We start from the raw sequence: 20,391 nt of genomic DNA on the forward strand, positions 1-20,391 counted from the left end.
AGGTGCGCGGACCCGGCGGACCCGGGAACTGTGGAGAGCTTCCCCCGTCGCCGGGATTGTGCAGAACCATCCCCGCGCCCCTCGCGCGGCCATGTACACCTCCCGCGGCCCGTTCTCCGGCATCCGTCCGCGCGAAGCGCACATGGCCGCGCGAAGAACACGCTCCGCCGCGCATCCGACCCCGCGGATCGAAGCCGGCCGACATCCGTACCGCGCCGCCGCACTCGTACCCCGGCCCTGCCCGGCCGTATCCAGCCGTACACAACCGCGGACATGTGCAGTTCCCGCGGCCGTTTCCCCGCATTCCATCCGCGCGAAGCGCACAACTCCGCGCGAACAGCACGCACCGAGCTCCCACCCGAAACCCGCAGCGCGCCGGCCCCGGGTCACCTCCCGGCGTCGAGGAGCTCGCGCGTGAACGGATGCCGCGGGGCGGCGAACACGTCCCGCACCGGCCCCTGCTCCACGATCGCTCCGTCCTGCATGACGAGGACGTCATCGGCGACGGCGGCGACGACGTCGAGGTCGTGCGAGATGAAGATCATGGTGAGCCCGCGGTCCCGCTGCAGGCGCAGCAGCAGCTGCAGCACCCGCTCGCGCACCGACGGGTCCAGCGCGGAGACCGGCTCGTCGAGCACGAGCACGGTCGGGTCCGCGGCGAGCGCCCGTGCGATCGCGGCGCGCTGCCGCTGCCCGCCCGACAGCGCCCTCGGCCGTCGCGCACCCAGCCGCGGGTCGAGATCCACCTCCGCCAGGAGCGCCGCGACCCGCGCGGGGCGCCGACTCCGCGGCATGCCGGCGGCCTGCAGCGCCTCCCGCAGTGAGCGCTCGATCGTCCAACGCGGATCGAACGCCCCCAGCGGGTTCTGGTGCACGAACTGCACCCGCGGCGCGCCGGTCCACCGCAGCTCGCCCGCATCCGGGCGATCCACGCCGATCAGCATCCGGGCGAGCGTGGTCTTCCCCGATCCCGACTCCCCCACGATCCCGAGCGTCCGGCCGCGGCGCACCGTGAACCCGGCATCCGTCACCGCCGGCACCCCGGCGAACGCCTTCGACAGCCCGCGCACCTCCAGCACGGGGTCCGGGTCTCCCTCCGCCTGCGGCCGGGGGCGGTGCATGGTCGCCGCGATCAGCTGCCGCGTGTACTCGTGCTGCGGATGCTCCAGCACCTCCACGGTCGCCCCGGACTCGATCATCGTCCCCTCGCGCATGACCAGCACCCGGTCGGCGATTCGGCGCACGGCCGCGAAGTCGTGGCTGATGAACAGCACGGCCGTCCCCTGATCCGCGATCGAGCGCAGCAGGTCGAGCACCCGCGCCTGCACGGTCGCGTCGAGGGCCGTGGTCGGCTCGTCGGCGATGAGGATCCGCGGGCCCGCCGCCAGCGCCGAGGCGATCAGCGCCCGCTGCCGCAGACCGCCGGACAGCTCGTGCGGGTACTGCCGCGCACGCCGCTCCGGCTCGGGCATCCACACCCGCTCCAGCTGCGCGCGCACCCGGGCCCGCAGCGCCGCGCCGCGCACACCGGGCTCGTGCAGCCGGAGCGGCTCCGCCACCTCGTTGCCGATCCGCTGCAGCGGGTCGAGCGAGACCAGCGCATCCTGCGAGACGAGGGCGATCGCCGCCCCGCGCAGGCGCCGCCATGCGCGCTCACCGAGCCGCCGCGCGTCCTCTCCTCCGATCTCGAGCCGGGATGCGTCCACGGCGCCATCCGTGGGAAGCAGGCCGAGCAGGGCACGCGCGGTGAGCGACTTCCCCGCTCCGGACTCCCCGACGATCGCCACGCACTCGCCGGGTGCGACCGCCAGGGACACGCCGTCGACGACGGTCGCATCCCCGAAGCGAATGCGCAGCCCCTCGACCTCGAGCGCGCTCATCGCCGCCCCTCGCTCCGAGCCCGCAGCACGCGGCCGACGATCGTCGCCGCGATCACGGTGACGGTGATCGCCGCGCCGGGGAACACCGGCACCCACCACGCCGTGCCGAGCACGTTCCGCCCGCCGGCGAGCATCAGACCCCATTCCGGCGTCGGCTCGGTCGGCCCGAGCCCGAGGAAGCTGAGTCCGGCGGCCGCCAGGATGCTGGATCCGATGCCGATCGTCGCCAGGACGCTGAGCGCGCCGAGCACCCCCGGGATGACATGCCGCAGGAACGCCCGCACCGGCCCGACGCCCAGGATGCGCGCCGCCTCCACGTGCTCCGCCAGGCGCAGGGTACGGGTCTGAGTGCGGGCGAGCCGCAGATACACCGGCACGGCGGCGATGGTCACCGCGATCGCCACGTTGGCGTGCCCGGGGCCGAGCACGGCCACGATCACGAGCGCCACGAGGAACTCCGGGAACGCCAGCAGGATGTCGGTCAGGCGCATCAGCACCGCGTCGACGACCCGCGGCGCACTCCCCGACAGCGCTCCCGCCACCAGCCCCAGCAGCAGTGCCAGGCCGGTGGCGAGCACGCCGATGCCGACCGACGCCCCGGCGCCGTGCACCACCCGCGAGAACACGTCGCGACCGCTCTGATCGGTGCCGAAGAGGTGCTCTGCACTCGGCGGCCGCAGCGCCGCGCGCACATCCGTCTGCAGCGGGTCGTGCGTCGCGACCAGCCCTGGTGCGAGTGCCGCGAACGCTACGACGGCGAGGACCACGACCGCGGACCACAGGCCGATGGTCGCCAGAGACGACGGCCCGGGTCGCCGGATCCGCGTGCGCACCTCGCTCCGGATGCCGGATGCCGCGCTCACCGCCGCTCCTCCACCGCCGGCACCGCGACCGCGGACGCCGCCGTGAGCGGCCTGGACCCGCGCAGCCGCGGATCGATGAGCGGATGCAGCAGCTCGATGATGACGTTCACCACGACGAACACGGCGGCGCTGAGCATGATCACCCCGGTCACCACCGGCAGGTCCCGGTCGGTGATCGCGGTGAGCGTCACCCGTCCGAGTCCCGGCCGGGCGAACACCGTCTCCACGAGCACGGCGCCGCCGAGGAGGGACCCGACGAGGTAGGCGGTGAGCGTGAGCGCGTTCGCCGCACCGTGTCGCAGCGTGTGACGGAGTGTGAGCCACGCCGGCCCGGCGCCCCGGGCGCGGACGGTCTCCGCGAACGGCTGCCGCTCCGCCTGGTCGATGCCGTCGCGGAGCACCTGCCCGATCAGGGCGGCCACCGGAAGCGCGAGCGTCACCGCAGGCAGGACGATCGTGGCCGGGTTGCGCGTCCCGGCGACCGGGAACCAGCCGAGGCCGAAGGCGAAGACACCCAGCAGCACCAGCCCGATCCAGAACACCGGGGACGACAGCACGACGAGCTCGACCGTGACGACCACGGCGCGGGCGGGGCCGCGGCGGGCGAAGAGCGCCAGCGCGAGCGCGAGCACGACGGCGATCGCGAGGGCGAGTGTGGCCAGCTGCACCGTGGCGCCGAGCTGCCGCCCGATCACCTCCGCCACCGGCATCCGCAGCTGGTACGACTCGCCCAGATCGCCGCGCAGCAGCCGGCCCAAGAACGCGAGGTACTGCGCGGGCCACGGCCGGTCCAGGCCGAGCTCGGCGCGGATGCCGTCCTTCACGGCATCCGACACCTGCGCCTGCGGACCGAGCATCACCTCGACCGGGTCGCCGGGGATCGCCCGGAAGGCGAGGAACGCGAGGGTCGCCGCGCCCCACAGCACGAGGGCCGCGGAGACGGCGAGCTCGGCGCCCCGCCGGATCACTTCCCGGCGACCGTGGCGCCGTGGAACAGCGGGCGCCCGTACAGGTCGAAGGTCAGCCCGTCGACGGTGTCGGCCACGGCCGTGATCAGCGAGGGCGTGTACAGCGGGACGATCGCCACGTGCTCGGCGTTCCACCGCTGCAGCGCCCCGTACGCCTCCGCGCGTTCGGCGTCGTCGGTGGACGCCAGGCCCCGCGCGAGGAGCGCGTCGACCTCGGCGTCCTTCACCTGAGAGGCGTTCTGGAACCCGTCGGTGGAGAGGTGGCTACGCAGCAGGTCGGCATCCACGCCCGAGAAGCCCCAGTCGGTGATGTCGAACGTCTTCGGGCCGTACTGCTCGTTGTAGGCGCCGGGCTCGAGCACCTCGCGCTGGATCTCGAATCCCACCTCGGCGAGGTCGGACTGGATGGCGTTCGCGAGGGTGGTGCGCTCCTCGGGCACCGGGGTCCAGGCGATCCAGCGCGCCGAGAGCCGCTTGCCGTCCTTCATGCGGATGCCGTCGCTGTCGCGCGCCGTCCATCCTGCGGCGTCCAGCAGCGCGTTCGCCTCGTCGCGGTCGAAGGCGTTGGCCCCCTCGACGGAGGCGTCGTAGTACGGGGTGGAGGCGCTGAGGATGCTCCAGGCGCGCGGGAACTCGCCGTGGAAGATCTCCTCGACGGCGGTGTCCACGTCGATCGCACGGGCGAACGCCTGGCGCACGCGCTGGTCGGCGAAGACGCCGTACGCCTCGTTGAGGAACAGCGAGTACGGCAGCCCCGGGTACTCGATCGATTCGACGGTCAGCCCCTCGGGCAGCTCGCCGACCTGACGCGGGGTGAGGTTGCTGGCCAGATCCGCCTCGCCGCTCTCCACGACGCCGGCGCGCACGGATGCCTCGGGGAGGATCTCGACGCGCAGCGTCTCGAATGCGGGCGCCTCCTCGCCGTGCGGGCCCCAGGCGTAGTCGTCGTTGCGGGTGTACACGATCTCCTGGTCGGGGGTGTACTCGGTGAGCTCGAACGGGCCGGTGCCGACCGTGATGCCCGGTCCCCCGGCCTTCAGCTCGTCGGCCGCCTCGGCCAGCACCTTCGGCGAGTAGAAGCCGAGCTGGGCGGTGCTCGCCGCCTGCAGGAACGGCGCGTACGGCTGAGTGAAGCGCACGGCGACCTCGTGCTCGCCACGCACCTCGGTGCCGGCGTAGTAGTCGGCGCCGAGCATGCTGGCCGCCTGGGCCGATGCCGTCTCCGGGTCGGCGATCCGGTCGAAGTTCGCCTTCACCGCCTCGGCGTCGAAGGGCTCGCCGTCGTGGAAGGTCACGTCGTCGCGCAGCCGGAACGTGTAGGTGGTGCCGTCGGGTGAGACCTCCCAGCTCTCCGCCAGCCAGGGCGAGAACGTGCCGTCCGCCTCCTGGAACACCAGGGAGTCGAGCACCTGCCGCTGCACCATCGCCGACACGTCGAGCTGGCTGACCTGCGGGTCCATGTGACCGGCGGAGAGGTTCGCGCCCTCGATCGCCCAGACGATCTCGCCGTCGCCGTCCGAGCTGCCGCCGCCGGGTGCGGTGCACGCGCTGAGCAGGAGGGCGGAAGCCGCGGCGAGCGCGGCGAAGGGCACGAGACGGCGCACGGATGCGGGCATGACAGACCTCGGAGCAGGGACGAGCAGGGAACGATCCATGCTACTCCCGGGTTGTTGGACCGGGTCGATCTACCACAGCGGCATCCGCCGTCCAACGCCTTGTAGACTGTCCCGACAACCCACACTCAGGCACGCTCACACGGTGCCGCACACATCGCTCAAGGAGACCCTCATGTCCGCGATCCCCGACAAGCCCGCCCTCGAAGGTCTCGAAGCGAAGTGGGACGAGGTCTGGTCCCGGGAGGGGACCTACCTGTTCGACCGCGCACGCGCCGCCGCTTCCGGCCGTGAGGGCGTCTACTCGATCGACACGCCGCCGCCCACGGCATCCGGCAGCCTCCACATCGGCCACGTGTTCTCCTATACGCACACCGACATCAAGGCACGCTTCGAGCGGATGCGGGGCAAGACGGTGTTCTACCCGATGGGCTGGGACGACAATGGCCTGCCCACCGAGCGGCGGGTGCAGAACTACTACGGCGTGCGCTGCGACCCCTCGCTCCCCTACGACCCCGACTTCACACCCCCGTTCGAGGGCGGCGACAACAAGTCCAGCCGCGCCGCCGATCAGAGGCCGATCAGCCGCCGCAACTTCATCGAGCTGTGCGAGAAGCTCACCGTCGAGGACGAGAAGCACTTCGAGGCGCTGTTCCGCCAGCTCGGCCTGAGCGTCGACTGGACCCAGACCTACCGCACCATCTCCGACGAGACGATCCGGCAGAGCCAGCTCGCCTTCCTGCGCAACCTGGAGCGCGGCGAGGCGTACCAGTCGCTCGCCCCCACGCTGTGGGACATCGACTTCCGCTCCGCGATCGCGCAGGCCGAGCTGGAGGACCGCGAGCAGCCGGCCTCGTTCCACCGTCTCGCCTTCCACAAGACCGACGGCTCCGGCGACATCCACATCGAGACCACCCGGCCCGAGCTGCTCGCCGCCTGCGTGGCCCTCGTCGCGCATCCGGACGACGAGCGCTACCAGCCGCACTTCGGCACCACTGTGCAGACCCCGCTGTTCGACGTCGAGGTTCCGGTGCTCGCGCACCACCTCGCGCAGCCGGACAAGGGCACCGGCATCGCCATGATCTGCACCTTCGGCGATGTCACCGACATCGTGTGGTGGCGCGAGCTGGACCTCCCCAACCGCACCATCCTCGGCCAGGACGGCCGCGTCCTCGCCGAGGCGCCGGAGGCGATCACGAGCGACGCGGGGCGGTCCGCGTACGCCGAACTGGCCGGGAAGACCGTGTTCAGCGCCCGCAAGCGGATCGTCGAGCTGCTCGAGGAGTCCGGTGAGCTGCTCGAAGTGTCCAAGCCGTTCCAGCACGCGGTGAAGTTCTACGAGAAAGGCGACCGCCCGCTCGAGATCGTCTCCACGCGCCAGTGGTACATCCGCAACGGCGCCCGCGACACCGACCTGCGCGACCGTCTCATCGAGAACGGCCGCGAGCTCACCTGGCACCCCGACTTCATGCGGGTGCGCTACGAGAACTGGGTCGGCGGCCTCACCGGCGACTGGCTCATCTCGCGACAGCGCTTCTTCGGCGTGCCGATCCCGGTCTGGTACGCGCTCGACGAGAACGGCGAGCGGGACTACGACCGGGTGCTCGTGCCGGACGCCGCGCAGCTGCCGATCGACCCGACCAGCGACGTGCCGGCCGGCTACACCGAGGACCAGCGCGGCAAGCCCGGCGGGTTCGACGGCGAGAAGGACATCTTCGACACCTGGGCGACGTCGTCGCTGACCCCGCAGCTCGCAGGCGGCTGGGAGCGCGACGAGGACCTCTGGGAGCTCGTGGCGCCGTTCGACCTGCGCCCGCAGGGTCAGGACATCATCCGCACCTGGCTGTTCTCGACGATGCTGCGCTCCACCCTGGAGGACGGCCGGTCGCCGTGGCGCAACGCGGCGATCTCCGGCTTCATCGTGGACCCGGACCGCAAGAAGATGTCGAAGTCGAAGGGCAACGTGGTCACCCCCGCCGACATCCTCGACAAGCACGGGTCGGACGCTGTGCGCTACTGGTCCGCGTCGAGCCGGCTGGGCATGGACGCCGCCTTCGACCCGCAGAACCCGACGCAGGTGAAGATCGGCCGGCGCCTGGCGATCAAGATCCTGAACGCCGCGAAGTTCGTGCTGTCCTTCCCGGTTCCGGAGGGGGCGCAGATCACGCACGCCCTGGACGCGTCGATGCTCACCGCGCTGGACGGCGTGGTGCGTGAGGCGACGAAGGCGTACGAGAACTACGACCAGGCCCGCGCGCTCGATGTGACCGAAGCGTTCTTCTGGACGTTCTGCGACGACTACCTCGAGCTCGTGAAGGAGCGCGCCTACAACCAGGCCGACGTGGGTCAGGCATCGGCCGCGCTGGCGCTGCGCCTGGCGCTGTCGACGCTGCTGAGGCTGCTCGCCCCGATCATCTCGTTCGCCACCGAGGAGGCGTGGTCGTGGTTCGAGGAGGGCTCGATCCACACCGCGTCCTGGCCGGAGCCGCTCGGCATCGAGGGCGACCCGACCGTGCTCGCCGCGACCAGCGCGGCGCTGATCGGCATCCGGCGTGCGAAGACCGAGGCCAAGGCTTCGCAGAAGACGCCGGTCGCGCGGGCGACGATCGCCGCGCCGGCGGCGACCATCGACGCCCTGCGCGCGGCGGTCGACGATCTGCGCGCCGTGGGCCGCATAGCGCACCTCGAGTTCGCGGATGCCGAGGAGCTGACCGTGACGCAGATCGAGCTCGCCCCGGTGGAGGTGTGATGCAGCTCGGAACGCGCTGGGCCGCGGGGGCGGAGCCGCCCGCATCCGTTCCCGCGGCGCTGCGCCCCGCGATCGCCGAGGTCGAGGCGAAGGGCCTCGGCGGGCACTGGACGCTCACGTGGCTCGAGGGCCGCCCGATCGCCGAGCTGGATGCCGGGTGGGAGGTCCTCCTCACTGCATCCGGCGACGTCATCGCCCGTCCCTTCGAGGACTGACCCCGGGGTCGTCGAGCGATGTCGGCGGGAGGATCCCGCATCCCTCAGCGGCTTCCGCGATGCGTTTTGCTCCCGGCGGCACCGGCCATCAACGTCGCCGGGAGCTTCCCGCATCCCGCAGCGCCTCCCCGGTGCGATTTCCTCCCCGCGGCGGACGACGCGACCGCCCGCGCGTCAGCGCGGCCGCGATCCGATCGCCAGCAGCGCGATGTCCAGCGCCCGCGGGTCCTGCCGGCGCGCCCGCTGCTCGCGCAGCAGGTCGGCGGCGAGCTCGCGGCGCTCGGCGCGGGCGGCGATGCGCCGCTCGACGTACCGGGAGAGTGCCGATGCGATGCGCTGCAGTGTCCGTTCCAGCGGAGTCGGCGCCGCGAGATATGGAGATGCGGTGATCATGGCATCCTGATGGCGGAGCTGCGCCCGATCGCCTCGCGGAAGCCATCCCGAGCTCGCACACCGCTCCCTGAGGAGGACTCATGACCGCATTGCCCGCCGGCCCGTTCGGGCCCGCCGATCGGATCGACCTGACCGCGACGCCTCTCGCCGTCGTCCGGCGCGCCGGTCTGCGGGTCGACGACCTCACCGAGGCGTTCGATGCAGGGTACGGGGCGCTCGGCCGGCTCATCGCGGACGGCCGGGTGGTGCCGGCCGGTCCTGCGATGGCGATCTACCGCGGCGACCCGATGGGCGTCTTCGACCTGGAGATCGGCTTCCCTCTGCGCACGCCGCTCGCGGATGCGGTGGATGCCGGTGGCGCGGAGACCGTGCATCCGTCGGAGCTGCCTCAGGGACCGGCGTTCGCGACCACGGCGGTCGGCCCGTACGACCAGCTCGGATCGGCGTGGGGCGCACTGGTGCAGCGCGCCGCCGACCAGGGCGCCGCACCGGCGGGCATCTGGATCGAGAGCTACGTCTCGGACCCCAGCGACACTCCCGCCGACCGTCTCCGCACCGACCTCATCATGCCGCTGCGACCCTGACCCAGGCCGGTCGGGCGCGCGGTCAGGCGCTCGTGCGCTTGCGCTCGACGACGAGGTGGCAGCTCACTGTGCGAGCGGCGCCCGATCTGCGGATGAGAACTCTCTCATCCGCGCACGCGGCGCGGCCGACTCGGCCAGACTGGAGCCATGGCACGCTGGGCGTACCTCTCCCTCCCGGTCGGCGCCGTGCTCCTGCTCGGGGCGTGGTGGGCGGCGGACCGGGGCTTCGGCGAGCCGGAGCCGGATCTCGGACCGGCGATCACGCTCACCCCCGCGCCATCCATGACCCCGTCGGCACCTCCCCCGGCCCCCGGCGATCCGGCGCCCGGCGATCCGGCGCCCGGCGGGCAGCCCCCGGGCGGCACCGCGCCCGTCGGCCCGGCGCAGACCGTGCCGCCCGCTCCGCCGCAGGATGCCGGAAGCGACGACGACGGCCAGGAGCCGGACCAGGACGACGACGGCGACGACGATGACTCCGCGGAGTGACGGGCGTCGTGCGCTGACCGTGCGCACGCGGATCCTCGCCTGGACGCTCCTCGTCGTCGCGATCGCGCTGTGCGCCATCGTCCTGGTGACCGGTACCTCGCACACAACGTGCCCGAGCAGCACGAGACGTTCTTCAGCGTCGTGGACGGCCGGGCCGATCGGCGCAGCGGCACCGCCCCACCGGCACGGCTGGACACCGACGACACCCTGATCCGCGCCGCGGCGGAGGCCGAGCGGCCGGTGTGGGGCCGCGAGGAGACGCCGGCCGGCCCCGTCATGTACGCCGCCCTGCCCGTCCGAATCGACGGGGACTCCTCCCGCGGGGTGCTCGTGGTCGCCGAATTCCTCGGCCCCGCGCAGGCGCGCACCTGGTCGACCGTCCTCACCATGGCTGCGGCCGGACTGATCGCGCTCGCGATCGCGGCCGCGGTCGGCTGGTTCGTCGCCGGACGTGCTCTCACACCCATCCGGGAGGTGCGCGAGACGGCGGCCCGCATCGACGGCAGCGACCTCACCCGGCGCATCGAGGTGGTCGGTTCCGACGACGCGGCCCAGCTCGCGCAGACGTTCAACCGGATGCTGGACCGCGTGCAGGCCGCGTTCGACGGGCAGCGCCGTTTCCTCGATGATGCCGGACACGAACTGCGCACCCCGATCACGGTGATCCGCGGGCATCTCGAGCTGATGGGCGACGACCCGCAGGAGCGTGCGCAGACCCTCCGGCTCGTCACCGACGAACTTGAGCGGATGTCCCGTCTCGTCGACGAGCTGATCCTGCTCGCCCGCAGCGAGAGCCCCGGATTCCTCACCACCACTGCCGTCGACCTCACCGATCTCGTGGTGGAGACCCTGGCGAAGGCATCCGCGATGGCGCCGCGCGTGTGGGCGCTCGATGCGGTGCCGGAGGGCGCCATCCGCGCGGACGGGCAGCGCCTCACCCAGGCGCTGCTCCAGCTCGCCGCCAACGCCGTCGCCCACACCGGCGAGGAGGACACCATCGCCCTCGGCGGCGAGGCCGGCCCGGCACGCGTGCGGCTGTGGGTGCGCGACACCGGCCCCGGCATCCCCGAGACCGACCAGGAACGGATCTTCGAGAGGTTCGCTCGCGGACCCGGGCCGCACCACGGGCCGGGCAGCGGCCTGGGCCTGGCGATCGTCACACGGATCGCGGAGGCGCACGGTGGCGAGGTGCATGTGCGCTCCCGTCCGGGCGAGGGCGCCGTCTTCACCGTGGACCTGCCGAGAACGGAGCCCGCACCGTGAACCGCATCCTCATCGCCGAGGACGAGGAGCGCATCGCCTCCTTCGTGGAGAAGGGCCTGCGCGCGAACGGATTCCGCTGCGAGACGGTCACGGACGGCGGGTCCGCGGTGGAGTTCGCCCGGAGTGGCGGCTTCGACCTGATGGTGCTCGACATCGGCCTGCCGGGCCTCGACGGGTTCAGCGTGCTGCGCCAGCTGCGCTCGGAGCGCGTGGACCTGCCGATCATCATCCTCACCGCGCGCGACGCCGTGGAGGACACCGTGGCGGGGCTGTCCGGCGGCGCCGACGACTACATGCGCAAGCCGTTCGCGTTCGACGAGCTGCTCGCGCGGATCCGGCTGCGGCTGGCATCCGCCGCGCCGGCCGAGGCGGTCGTGCTGCGCTCCGGTGAGCTGTCCCTGGATCTCCGCACCCGCCGCGCGGTTGCCGACGGCCGCAGCGTCGACCTGACCGCGCGGGAGTTCGCGCTGCTCGAGACCTTCCTGCGGCATCCGGAGGAGGTGCTCTCGCGGCAGCAGCTGCTGAGCCGGGTGTGGGAGTTCGATTTCGACCCGGGATCGAACGTCGTCGACGTCTACATCCGGTACCTGCGGGGCAAGATCGGGGCCGAGCGGATCGAGACGGTGCGCGGCGCGGGTTACCGTCTGCGCTGCATGTGAACTCTCTCATCCAGTGCTCACGAGGACCTCATCGCGGCCGGTGAGCATCGAAGGATCGTCACGAAGGAGTCCGCCATGTCCCTGCTCGTCCCGATCCTGACCGATCTCGTCGCGATCGTCCTCCTCGCCTACGCGCTGTATTTCCGGCGGCACCGGCGACGCGACCTGCTGCTGTCCTACGTCGCGCTGAATGTCGGTGTGCTCGCAGTGACCATCGCGATGAGCTCGGTCCCGGTGAGCGTCGGCCTCGGCATGGGGCTGTTCGGCATCCTGTCGATCATCCGGCTGCGCTCCGATCAGATCACGCAGCAGGAGATCGCGTACTACTTCGTCGCCCTCGCCCTCGGTCTGCTGGCGGGGCTCCGGCCCGCGCCGGAGTGGATGACCCCCGCGCTGTCGGCGCTCATGCTCGGGGTGATGCTGGTCGCGGACAGTCGATGGACCGCCGCGCGGACCCGTCATCACACGCTCGTGCTGGACCGGGCGTACACCGACGAGCGTCAGCTGACCGACGCCGTCACCCGGCTGCTCGACGCCTCGGTGCTGCGCGTGGAGGTACGGGACCTCGATCTGGTCCGGGACACCACGCTCGTCGATGTCCGCTATCGCGTCCGCGCCGCGCGGCCGGCATCCGTCCGAGGCGGCACCGGGAGCCGGCCCGCCATCGCGCGAACGGAGCGGATGCCGGAGGAGGCGCTCGCGTGATCCTCGCCGAGGTGCTGGGCGCCCTGCCGCCGATCTCGCTGCCGGAGCTGAACGCGCAGGCGGCGCTGATGAACCGGGTGGATCGGAAGTACTTCGTCCCGAGGGACACGCTCGCCGAGCTCATCGCCGCCCTGGGGACCGAGGCCCGCATCCTGCGCATCGCCGGGCGGAACCGCTTCCGCTACTGGACTGTGTACCTCGACACCGAGCGGTTCGACTTCTTCCGCCAGCATGTTCAACGGCGCCGGCACCGCTTCAAGGTGCGCACCCGCACCTACTGCGACTCCGGCGGGGACGTGCTCGAGGTGAAGACGAAGGGAGCCAGGGATCTCACGGTCAAGCATCGGATCGCGTGGGACCCCGCGGTGCCGTGGCAGCAGGACGAAGCGGGGCAGGCGTTCGTGAGCAGGATCACCGGAATGGATGCCGCGCAGCTGCGACCCGTGCTGCACACCCTGTACCGCCGCTCGACCCTGGTGCTCGGCGACCAGCGGATCACCCTCGACGCCGACCTCGAGTTCGGCACGGCGGAGCGGCGCATCACCGGCCCTGACGACATCCTGGTCGAGACCAAGACGCCGGCGGGCGCGTCCGACCTGGACCGGATGCTGGTGCGCGCGGGCATCCGCCCCCACCGTGTGAGCAAGTACTGCCTAGCCGCGTCGATCCTGTACCCGCAGCTGCCCGGCAACGACTGGGCCCGCCTCCGCCGCACCTATTGGAGCCTTCTGCCGCCTACGCTCGATCCGCCGCCGCCCGTCGACCAGGAGACGCGGTGACCGCATCGCCGGCCGGCCCGTTCGGGCCCGCCGATCCGGGGTCAGGCGCTCTTGCGCTTGCGCTCGAGGACGACGGTCGGGGGCGCCCCTTCGTCGACGGATGCCTTGGTCACGATGACCTTGGCGACGTCATCGGCGGACGGGATCTCGAACATGATCGGGCCGAGGACGTCCTCGAGGATGGCGCGAAGGCCGCGCGCGCCGGTCTTGCGGGCGACCGCGAGGTCGGCGATCGAGCGCAGCGCGTCCTCCTCGAACTCCAGCTGCACGCCGTCGAGCTCGAACATCCGCTGGTACTGCTTGACCAGGGCGTTGCGCGGGCCGGTGAGGATGTCGATCAGGGCGTCCTGGTCGAGCGGGGTCACCGAAGCGACGACCGGAAGGCGGCCGATGAACTCGGGGATGAGGCCGAACTTGTGCAGGTCCTCCGGCAGCACCTCGCTGAACAGGTCGAGGTCCTTGCCCTTGTCGTGCAACGGTGCCCCGAAGCCGACGCCATGCTTGCCCACCCGCGACGACACGATGTCCTCGAGCCCGGCGAAGGCCCCGGCGACGATGAACAGCACGTTCGTGGTGTCGATCTGCAGGAACTCCTGGTGCGGGTGCTTCCGTCCGCCCTGCGGGGGGACCGAAGCCACGGTGCCCTCGAGGATCTTCAGCAGCGCCTGCTGCACGCCCTCCCCGGAGACGTCGCGGGTGATCGACGGGTTCTCCGCCTTGCGGGCGATCTTGTCGACCTCGTCGATGTAGATGATGCCCGTCTCGGCGCGCTTGACGTCGTAGTCGGCCGCCTGGATGAGCTTGAGCAGGATGTTCTCGACGTCCTCACCGACGTACCCCGCCTCGGTGAGCGCAGTGGCGTCGGCGACGGCGAACGGCACGTTCAGCCGCTTCGCGAGCGTCTGCGCCAGGTAGGTCTTGCCGCACCCGGTCGGGCCGATGAGCAGGATGTTGCTCTTCGCGATCTCGACCTCGTTGGCCTTCTGCTCGGCGGGCACCAGCGTGCCGCGGGCGCGGACGCGCTTGTAGTGGTTGTAGACGGCGACTGACAGCGCGCGCTTGGCGGCCTCCTGGCCGACGACGTACTCCTCGAGGAAGGCGTAGATCTCACGCGGCTTGGGGAGGTCGAAGTCCGCGATGGGGCCGTCGCCGGCCTCCGCCATCCGCTCCTCGATGATCTCGTTGCACAACTCGACGCACTCGTCGCAGATGTACACGCCGGGACCGGCGATCAGCTGCTGCACCTGCTTCTGGCTCTTTCCGCAGAATGAGCACTTGAACATGTCGGCGCTCTCACCGATGCGTGCCATGCCCGTCCTCCTCAACGATTCTGAGATCGTCCTTCGAGCCTAATCGCTGCATCGGACACCGGGGCGGATTGGCGCGCCCCGGTGTCCGCGGACGGGGAGTCGAGCGGCTTCCCCGCATCCGCCTCACACCATGCTCTTGGTGTGCCACACCGTCTTCGTCTCCACGAACGCCGTGATCCGCTGCGGGGAGGCGTCCACGTCGGCGGTGCCGGCGACAGGCGGCAGCACCCGCTTCAGCGTGTCCGCCGCGGCGATCTCGAGGTCGACCCAGTCCAGTTCCCCCGCCCCGGCGAGGTCCAGGGCGTTGACGTCGGCATGCGAGGCCAGCCAGGGCGCGATCTCCGCCGGCGAGCCGGTGAGCACGTTCACCACTCCCCCGGGCACGTCGCTGGTGGCGAGCACCTCGGCCAGGCTGATGGCCGACAGCGGGAACCGTTCGCTGGCGATCGCGACCACCGTGTTCCCCGCCACCAGGGCCGGCGCGACGACCGCGACCAGTCCGAGCAGCGCGGTGTCCTGCGGGGCGACGATCGCCACCACGCCGGTCGGCTCGGGCACCGAGATGTTGAAGTAGGGACCGGCGACCGGGTTCGCGTTGCCGGCCACCTGGGCGTACTTGTCGCACCATCCGGCGTACCAGACCCACAGGTCGATCGCGGCGTCCACCTGGGCGGCCGCCGCCGCGGCGGACACGCCTTCCTGCGCGGTGATCTCGTCGATGAACTGCGCTCGGCGCCCCTCCAGGATCTCCGCGACCCGGTACAGCACCTGCCCGCGGTTGTACGCGGTCGCAGCGGACCAGCCCTTCACCGCCGCGCGGGCGGCGACCACGGCGTCACGGGCATCCTTCCGCGAGGCCTTCGCGGCGTTCGCGAGGAACGCCCCCTTGGCGGTGCGCACCTCGAAGGTGCGGCCGGACTCGCTGCGCGGGAACGCCCCGCCGATGGCGAGCTTGTACGTCTTCGGCACACTCAGTCGCGCGGTCATGCGGATGCTCCCTTCTTCGCGGAACGGGTTCGGCGCGTCTCGTCTCGCTTCGCTCGCTCGACGACCGGGGTGGCGGCCCTCTTCGCGCGTTCGAGGACCGGGGTCCCGGCCGGCGCGGCGCCCTTCAGGTAGGCGGTCAGCCCGTGACGGCCGCCCTCGCGCCCGTACCCGGACTCCTTGTAGCCGCCGAACGGGCTCGCCGGGTCGAACCGGTTGAACGTGTTCGCCCAGACCACGCCCGCGCGCAGCCGGTCCGCGACCGCGAGGATGCGGGAGCCCTTGTCCGACCAGATCCCCGCGGAAAGGCCGTAGGGGGTGTTGTTCGCCTTCGCGACCGCCTCCGCCGGGGTGCGGAAGGTGAGCACGGACAGCACCGGGCCGAACACCTCGTCGCGCGCGATCCGGTGCGAGGCCTCGACGCCGGTGAAGATCGTCGGCGCGAACCAGAACCCCTTCTCCGGGATCACGCAGTCCGCGGTCCAGCGCTGCGCGCCCTCCGCCTCGCCGATGTCGCTCAGCTCGCGGATGCGGGCGAGCTGCTCGGCGGAGTTGATCGCCCCGATGTCGGTGTTCTTGTCCAGCGGATCGCCGAGGCGCAGAGTGGACAGGCGGTGCTTCAGCCGGTCGAGGACCTCGTCGTGGATCGACTCCTGCACCAGCAGCCGGCTGCCCGCGCAGCACACGTGACCCTGGTTGAAGAAGATGCCGTTGACGATGCCCTCCACCGCCTGGTCGATCGGCGCGTCGTCGAAGACGATGTTCGCCGCCTTGCCGCCCAGCTCGAGCGTCACCTTCTTGGGGGTGCCGGCCACGGCCTTGGCGATGTCGCGCCCGACCGCGGTCGACCCGGTGAACGCGACCTTGTCGACGTCCGGATGCCGCACCACGGCCGCACCGGTCGCGCCCGCGCCGGTGACGATGTTCACGACGCCCGCGGGCAGGTCGGCCTGCTGCAGGATCTCGGCGAAGATCAGTGCGGTCAGCGGCGTCGTCTCCGCCGGCTTCAGCACCACCGTGTTCCCGGCGGCCAGAGCGGGGGCGACCTTCCACGCCAGCATCAGCAGCGGGAAGTTCCAGGGGATGACCTGGCCCGCCACGCCGAGGGCGCGCGGGTTGGCGCCGAGGCCCGCATAGTCGAGCTTGTCGGCCCAGCCGGCGTAGTAGAAGAACCACGATGCGACCAGGGGCACGTCGACGTCGCGGCTCTCCTTGATCGGCTTGCCGTTGTCGAGGCTCTCGGCGACGGCGAGCTCACGGGAGCGCTCCTGCACCAGCCGGGCGATGCGGAACAGGTACTTCCCGCGATCGCGCCCGCTCATCTTCGACCACACCCGGTCGTAGGCGCGGCGGGCCGCGGCGACCGCGCGGTCCACGTCCGCCTCGCTCGCACCGGCGATCTCGGCGATGCGGCTCTCGTCCGACGGCGAGATGGTGAGGAAGCTGGGACCCGTGCCGTCGACGAACTCGCCGTCGATGAACAGTCCGTAGCTGTCGCGGAGGTTGAGGATCGCCTTCGACTCGGGGGCCGGAGCGTATTCCAGGAACGACATGTCCGTGATCCTTGTCAGTCGATGGTGAGGTAGTCGGGGCCGGAGTAGTGGCCGGTGGTGATCTTCTGGCGCTGCAGCAGCACGTCGTTGAGCAGGCTCGACGCGCCGAAGCGGAACAGGTGCGGCTGCAGCCATTCCTCGCCCGCGGTCTCGGCGACGGTCACGAGGTACTTGATCGCGTCCTTGGACGAGCGGATGCCGCCTGCGGGCTTCACGCCGATCCGCTCGCCGGTGAACCGGTGCCAGTCGCGGACGGTCTCGAGCATCAGCAGCGTGGTCGGCAGCGTCGCGGCGGGCTGCACCTTGCCGGTGGAGGTCTTGATGAAGTCGCCGCCGGCGAGGATCGACAGCCACGAGGCGCGCTTGATGTTGTCGTACGTGTTCAGCTCGCCGGTCTCCATGATCACCTTGAGGGACGCGTAGGTGCCGTCCGGCCGGCGGCACGCCTCCTTCACCCGGGCGATCTGGTCGAACACGAGGCCGTAGCGGCCCTCCAGGAACGCGCCGCGGTCGATCACCATGTCGATCTCGTCGGCGCCGGCGGCGACGGCATCCGCGGTGTCGGCGAGCTTGATGTCCAGCGACGCACGGCCCGACGGGAAGGCGGTGGCGACGGCCGCCACCGCGATGAGACCGTCGTCCGGGTCGCCGTGCAGCGCCCCGAGGGCTTCGACCGCGTGCCCCACCATGTCCCCGTACACGCAGACCGCCGCCACGCGCGGGCAGCTGGGGTCCGAGGCATCCGGCGTCTTCGCCTTTGAGACGAGCGAGCGCACCTTGCCTGCGGTGTCGGCGCCCTCCAGGGTGGTGAGGTCGATCAGCGAGATGATCCTGTCCAGCGCCCACGCCTTCGAGGTCGTCTTGATGGAGCGCGTGCCGAGTGCGGCCGCGCGCTGCTCCAGGCCCACGGCGTCGACGCCGGGGAGACCGTGCAGGAACCGCCGCAGGGTCGCGTCGTCGGGCTCACCGCCCAGCACGTCGACCACGCCGCGGCGGGTGAGTTCCTTGGTCGTCATCGTTCCTCCAGCAGTGCTCGGGCGGTGTTCTCGTCGGTGATGATCGCGGTGCACAGGCCGTTGCTGACGACTGTACGCGCGATGTCGTGCTTCGCGGCCCCCGCGGTGACGAACACCGCACGGCGGGCCGCGCGCAGGCGGTCCAGGTCGATGCCGACCGTGCGGGCGTCGAGGGCGGGGTCGACGATGTTGCCGTCGGCGTCGACATACCGGCCCAGCAGGTCCCCGACGGCGCCGCGACGGGCGAGCTCGGCGACGTCCTCCGCGGTGAGGTAGCCGTGCTCGACGTGCGCGGAGGTGCGGTCGGCGGGACCGGCCGAGAAGAGGAAGGCGTCGGCGTGGGCGGCCTGATCGAGGATGGCCGCGACGGTGCGGTCCGCTTCGATGGCCCGTTTGGTCTCGACGCGCTCCAGGATCGCGGGGCTCGGCAGCAGCACCACCTGTCCGGATGCCCGCTGAGCGATGGTCGCGGCGAGGCTCGCGGCCCCGCCGGAGCGCCGGTTGAGGCTCACTCCCCCGTTCGCCTGCACGACGGTGACGCCGTTCGCCCAGCCGTACGGCAGCGCCTCGGCGACCGCGGTCAAGGTGCGGCCCCAGCTCACGGCGAGGGTGCGCGGCACGGGACGCGACGCGGCGAGGTGGTCGGCGGCGGCCTGGGCGACGCGCGCCAGTTCGTCGTCCTCGGAGGCCGGCACCACCACGGCATCCGTCAGAGCGAAGCGGTCCGACAGCTCGCGCTCGAGCCCGAGGCGACGCGCCCGCGGATGCACGATCTCGATCCGCACGATCCCGCGCTCCCGCGCCTGGGTGAGCAGCCGTCCCGCCTTCCACCGTGAGATGCCGAGCAGGGCGCCGATCTCGTCCTGGGTCTTGCCCTCGTCGTAGTAGAGCTCGGCCACGCGCACCGAGAGCAGCTCGTCGTCCACGGCTTCCTCCTTCCCCTCCAGGGTAGGAGGAATCCGGCACACGCGCATGGCGATGCTCAGATGAGCAGCGGATGCCTGTGGTGGTGCGCATCTGCGGCGGGGACGACGAAGGGCGGCCCCGGCGAACCGGGACCGCCCTTCGCGGGAACGCAGCGCTCAGGCGCGCTTGCGGCTGGTCAGCACCTGGTCGACGATGCCATAGGCGCGGGCGTCCTCGGCCGAGAGGATCTTGTCGCGGTCGATGTCGCGGTTGACCTCCTCGGCGGTCTTGTGCGTGTGCTTGGCCAGGGTCTCCTCCAGCCAGGTGCGCATGCGCATGATCTCCGCGGCCTGGATCTCGATGTCGGATGCCTGGCCGTGCCCGGCCTCGCCCATCGCCGGCTGGTGGATCAGCACGCGGGCGTTCGGCAGCGCCAGTCGCTTGCCCGGCGTGCCGGCGGCCAGCAGCACGGCCGCCGCCGACGCCGCTTGCCCGAGCACCACGGTCTGGATCTGCGGCGCCACGTACTGCATGGTGTCGTAGATCGCGGTCATCGCCGTGAACGAGCCGCCGGGAGAGTTGATGTACATCGTGATGTCACGCTCGGAGTCCTGGCTCTCCAGGACGAGCAGCTGGGCCATGACGTCGTCCGCGGAGGCGTCGTCGACCTGCACGCCGAGGAAGATCACGCGGTCCTCGAACAGCTTGTTGTAGGGGTCCTGGCGCTTGAAGCCGTAGGCCGTGCGCTCCTCGAACTGGGGAAGGATGTACCGGCTCTGGGGAAGGTTCCCGGCGGCGCGGAAGGTGGGTGTGTACATGTAGGTCCTCTCCTGCCTCAGTTCGCCGCCGCCGTGCCGCCGCCGCCGGACACGTCGCGGGCGTGCTCGCGGATGTGGTCGACGAAGCCGTACTCGAGCGCCTCCTCGGCGGTGAACCAGCGGTCGCGGTCGCCGTCGGCGTTGATCTGCTCCACGGTCTTGCCGGTCTGGGCGGCGGTGATCTCGGCGAGGCGCTTCTTCATCGAGAGGATGAGCTGCGCCTGCGTCTGGATGTCGCTCGCGGTGCCGCCGAAGCCGCCGTGCGGCTGGTGCAGCAGCACGCGGGCGTTCGGCGTGATGTACCGCTTGCCCTTGGTGCCGCTGGTCAGCAGCAGCTGGCCCATCGAGGCCGCCATGCCGATGCCGACCGTGACGATGTCGTTCGGCACGAACTGCATGGTGTCGTAGATGGCCATGCCCGCGGTGATCGAGCCGCCGGGCGAGTTGATGTAGAGGTAGATGTCCTTCTCGGGGTCCTCTGCGGCGAGAAGGAGGATCTTCGCGCAGATCTCGTTGGCGTTCTCATCGCGCACCTCGGATCCGAGCCAGATGATGCGGTCCTTCAGCAGCCTGTCGAAGACACTCGTCGCGACGAGGGGTTCTGCAGCCATGTCAGCTCCTGTTTCCGTGTTTCGGTGATTCGAATC

Annotated in this window: 20 protein-coding genes; 8 read left to right on the forward strand and 12 right to left on the reverse strand. The window is 71.3% G+C overall.

Annotated elements, in window-relative coordinates; translation table 11 throughout:
* Nucleotides 1-386: 386 nt before the first annotated feature.
* Genes JRG78_RS07495 through JRG78_RS07510 form a run of 4 tightly spaced genes read right to left on the reverse strand, consistent with a single transcriptional unit; the run spans nucleotide 387 to nucleotide 5,327 of the window.
* Entirely contained in the window at nucleotides 387-1,880 is a 1,494-nt protein-coding gene (locus JRG78_RS07495; RefSeq protein WP_259606106.1) for an ATP-binding cassette domain-containing protein, read from the reverse strand.
* Nucleotides 1,877-2,743, reverse strand: coding sequence for an ABC transporter permease (locus tag JRG78_RS07500; RefSeq protein WP_259606107.1), 867 nt, complete (start codon nucleotides 2,741-2,743; stop codon nucleotides 1,877-1,879). The genes JRG78_RS07495 and JRG78_RS07500 overlap by 4 nt, the downstream gene beginning before the upstream one ends.
* Complete coding sequence (locus tag JRG78_RS07505) at nucleotides 2,740-3,711, reverse strand: ABC transporter permease (RefSeq protein WP_259606108.1); 972 nt, start codon at nucleotides 3,709-3,711, stop codon at nucleotides 2,740-2,742. The genes JRG78_RS07500 and JRG78_RS07505 overlap by 4 nt, the downstream gene beginning before the upstream one ends.
* Nucleotides 3,708-5,327, reverse strand: coding sequence for an ABC transporter substrate-binding protein (locus JRG78_RS07510; protein ID WP_259606109.1), 1,620 nt, complete (start codon nucleotides 5,325-5,327; stop codon nucleotides 3,708-3,710). Before JRG78_RS07510 ends, JRG78_RS07505 begins: the two co-directional genes overlap by 4 nt.
* 172 nt (nucleotides 5,328-5,499) lie before the next feature.
* Between JRG78_RS07510 and valS the strand changes: the two genes are divergently transcribed.
* Together valS and JRG78_RS07520 are read left to right on the forward strand one after the other, a co-directional pair.
* Nucleotides 5,500-8,073, forward strand: coding sequence for a valine--tRNA ligase (valS, locus tag JRG78_RS07515; RefSeq protein WP_272653257.1), 2,574 nt, complete (start codon nucleotides 5,500-5,502; stop codon nucleotides 8,071-8,073).
* Nucleotides 8,073-8,288, forward strand: coding sequence for a hypothetical protein (locus JRG78_RS07520; protein ID WP_259606111.1), 216 nt, complete (start codon nucleotides 8,073-8,075; stop codon nucleotides 8,286-8,288). The genes valS and JRG78_RS07520 overlap by 1 nt, the downstream gene beginning before the upstream one ends.
* Nucleotides 8,289-8,462: 174 nt before the next feature.
* Here JRG78_RS07520 and JRG78_RS07525 read toward each other — a convergent pair whose 3' ends face one another.
* Nucleotides 8,463-8,681, reverse strand: coding sequence for a hypothetical protein (locus tag JRG78_RS07525; protein WP_259606112.1), 219 nt, complete (start codon nucleotides 8,679-8,681; stop codon nucleotides 8,463-8,465).
* Between the two features lie 80 nt (nucleotides 8,682-8,761).
* On the opposite strand from JRG78_RS07525, the gene JRG78_RS07530 reads away from it, so the two are divergent.
* From JRG78_RS07530 to JRG78_RS07555, 6 genes are all read left to right on the forward strand, one after another.
* Nucleotides 8,762-9,265: a GyrI-like domain-containing protein gene (locus JRG78_RS07530; protein WP_259606113.1), complete on the forward strand. Its 504-nt coding sequence runs from the start codon at nucleotides 8,762-8,764 to the stop codon at nucleotides 9,263-9,265.
* Nucleotides 9,266-9,412: 147 nt separating this feature from the next.
* Nucleotides 9,413-9,751 carry a hypothetical protein gene (locus tag JRG78_RS07535; RefSeq protein WP_272653258.1) on the forward strand — a complete coding sequence of 113 codons (339 nt, stop codon included), beginning with the start codon at nucleotides 9,413-9,415 and terminating at the stop codon, nucleotides 9,749-9,751.
* A gap of 108 nt (nucleotides 9,752-9,859) precedes the next feature.
* Nucleotides 9,860-11,014 (forward strand): sensor histidine kinase, encoded by a 1,155-nt coding sequence (locus JRG78_RS07540; RefSeq protein WP_272653259.1) that lies wholly within the window; start codon nucleotides 9,860-9,862, stop codon nucleotides 11,012-11,014.
* Nucleotides 11,011-11,673: a response regulator transcription factor gene (locus tag JRG78_RS07545; protein WP_259606116.1), complete on the forward strand. Its 663-nt coding sequence runs from the start codon at nucleotides 11,011-11,013 to the stop codon at nucleotides 11,671-11,673. The genes JRG78_RS07540 and JRG78_RS07545 overlap by 4 nt, the downstream gene beginning before the upstream one ends.
* Nucleotides 11,674-11,748: 75 nt before the next feature.
* Nucleotides 11,749-12,378 carry a DUF4956 domain-containing protein gene (locus JRG78_RS07550; protein WP_259606117.1) on the forward strand — a complete coding sequence of 210 codons (630 nt, stop codon included), beginning with the start codon at nucleotides 11,749-11,751 and terminating at the stop codon, nucleotides 12,376-12,378.
* Nucleotides 12,375-13,157 carry a polyphosphate polymerase domain-containing protein gene (locus JRG78_RS07555; protein ID WP_259606118.1) on the forward strand — a complete coding sequence of 261 codons (783 nt, stop codon included), beginning with the start codon at nucleotides 12,375-12,377 and terminating at the stop codon, nucleotides 13,155-13,157. The genes JRG78_RS07550 and JRG78_RS07555 overlap by 4 nt, the downstream gene beginning before the upstream one ends.
* A gap of 41 nt (nucleotides 13,158-13,198) precedes the next feature.
* Here the strand turns inward: JRG78_RS07555 and clpX are convergent, their stop codons facing one another.
* From clpX to JRG78_RS07590, 7 genes are all read right to left on the reverse strand, one after another.
* Nucleotides 13,199-14,467, reverse strand: coding sequence for an ATP-dependent Clp protease ATP-binding subunit ClpX (clpX, locus tag JRG78_RS07560; RefSeq protein WP_259606119.1), 1,269 nt, complete (start codon nucleotides 14,465-14,467; stop codon nucleotides 13,199-13,201).
* Between the two features lie 123 nt (nucleotides 14,468-14,590).
* The gene (locus JRG78_RS07565) at nucleotides 14,591-15,454 is read right to left on the reverse strand and encodes an aldehyde dehydrogenase family protein (protein WP_259606120.1); all 864 of its coding nucleotides are present in this window, start codon (nucleotides 15,452-15,454) and stop codon (nucleotides 14,591-14,593) included.
* Nucleotides 15,451-17,004: an aldehyde dehydrogenase family protein gene (locus tag JRG78_RS07570; RefSeq protein WP_259606121.1), complete on the reverse strand. Its 1,554-nt coding sequence runs from the start codon at nucleotides 17,002-17,004 to the stop codon at nucleotides 15,451-15,453. The genes JRG78_RS07565 and JRG78_RS07570 overlap by 4 nt, the downstream gene beginning before the upstream one ends.
* Before the next feature lie 14 nt (nucleotides 17,005-17,018).
* On the reverse strand, nucleotides 17,019-18,020 hold the full coding sequence (gene deoC / locus JRG78_RS07575) for a deoxyribose-phosphate aldolase (protein ID WP_259606122.1): 1,002 nt from the start codon (nucleotides 18,018-18,020) through the stop codon (nucleotides 17,019-17,021).
* Complete coding sequence (locus tag JRG78_RS07580) at nucleotides 18,017-18,946, reverse strand: sugar-binding transcriptional regulator (protein ID WP_259606123.1); 930 nt, start codon at nucleotides 18,944-18,946, stop codon at nucleotides 18,017-18,019. The genes deoC and JRG78_RS07580 overlap by 4 nt, the downstream gene beginning before the upstream one ends.
* Before the next feature lie 156 nt (nucleotides 18,947-19,102).
* The gene (locus tag JRG78_RS07585; RefSeq protein ID WP_259606124.1) at nucleotides 19,103-19,744 is read right to left on the reverse strand and encodes an ATP-dependent Clp protease proteolytic subunit; all 642 of its coding nucleotides are present in this window, start codon (nucleotides 19,742-19,744) and stop codon (nucleotides 19,103-19,105) included.
* Between the two features lie 17 nt (nucleotides 19,745-19,761).
* Nucleotides 19,762-20,355 carry an ATP-dependent Clp protease proteolytic subunit gene (locus JRG78_RS07590; protein ID WP_259606125.1) on the reverse strand — a complete coding sequence of 198 codons (594 nt, stop codon included), beginning with the start codon at nucleotides 20,353-20,355 and terminating at the stop codon, nucleotides 19,762-19,764.
* Nucleotides 20,356-20,391: the final 36 nt, after the last annotated feature.

Origin of the sequence: Microbacterium sp. EF45047 (assembly GCF_028472845.1) — a bacterium.
GTDB lineage: Bacteria > Actinomycetota > Actinomycetes > Actinomycetales > Microbacteriaceae > Microbacterium > Microbacterium neungamense.

Bases quoted from the DNA above. Each gene is read 5' to 3' on its own strand.
- JRG78_RS07495 (WP_259606106.1), bottom strand. From the start codon at position 1,880: ATGAGCGCGCTCGAGGTCGAGGGGCTGCGCATTCGCTTCGGGGATGCG.
- JRG78_RS07510 (WP_259606109.1), bottom strand. From the start codon at position 5,327: ATGCCCGCATCCGTGCGCCGTCTCGTGCCCTTCGCCGCGCTCGCCGCG.
- valS (WP_272653257.1), top strand. From the start codon at position 5,500: ATGTCCGCGATCCCCGACAAGCCCGCCCTCGAAGGTCTCGAAGCGAAG.
- JRG78_RS07520 (WP_259606111.1), top strand. From the start codon at position 8,073: ATGCAGCTCGGAACGCGCTGGGCCGCGGGGGCGGAGCCGCCCGCATCC.
- JRG78_RS07525 (WP_259606112.1), bottom strand. From the start codon at position 8,681: ATGATCACCGCATCTCCATATCTCGCGGCGCCGACTCCGCTGGAACGG.
- JRG78_RS07530 (WP_259606113.1), top strand. From the start codon at position 8,762: ATGACCGCATTGCCCGCCGGCCCGTTCGGGCCCGCCGATCGGATCGAC.
- JRG78_RS07535 (WP_272653258.1), top strand. From the start codon at position 9,413: ATGGCACGCTGGGCGTACCTCTCCCTCCCGGTCGGCGCCGTGCTCCTG.
- JRG78_RS07550 (WP_259606117.1), top strand. From the start codon at position 11,749: ATGTCCCTGCTCGTCCCGATCCTGACCGATCTCGTCGCGATCGTCCTC.
- clpX (WP_259606119.1), bottom strand. From the start codon at position 14,467: ATGGCACGCATCGGTGAGAGCGCCGACATGTTCAAGTGCTCATTCTGC.
- JRG78_RS07565 (WP_259606120.1), bottom strand. From the start codon at position 15,454: ATGACCGCGCGACTGAGTGTGCCGAAGACGTACAAGCTCGCCATCGGC.
- JRG78_RS07570 (WP_259606121.1), bottom strand. From the start codon at position 17,004: ATGTCGTTCCTGGAATACGCTCCGGCCCCCGAGTCGAAGGCGATCCTC.
- deoC (WP_259606122.1), bottom strand. From the start codon at position 18,020: ATGACGACCAAGGAACTCACCCGCCGCGGCGTGGTCGACGTGCTGGGC.
- JRG78_RS07585 (WP_259606124.1), bottom strand. From the start codon at position 19,744: ATGTACACACCCACCTTCCGCGCCGCCGGGAACCTTCCCCAGAGCCGG.
- JRG78_RS07590 (WP_259606125.1), bottom strand. From the start codon at position 20,355: ATGGCTGCAGAACCCCTCGTCGCGACGAGTGTCTTCGACAGGCTGCTG.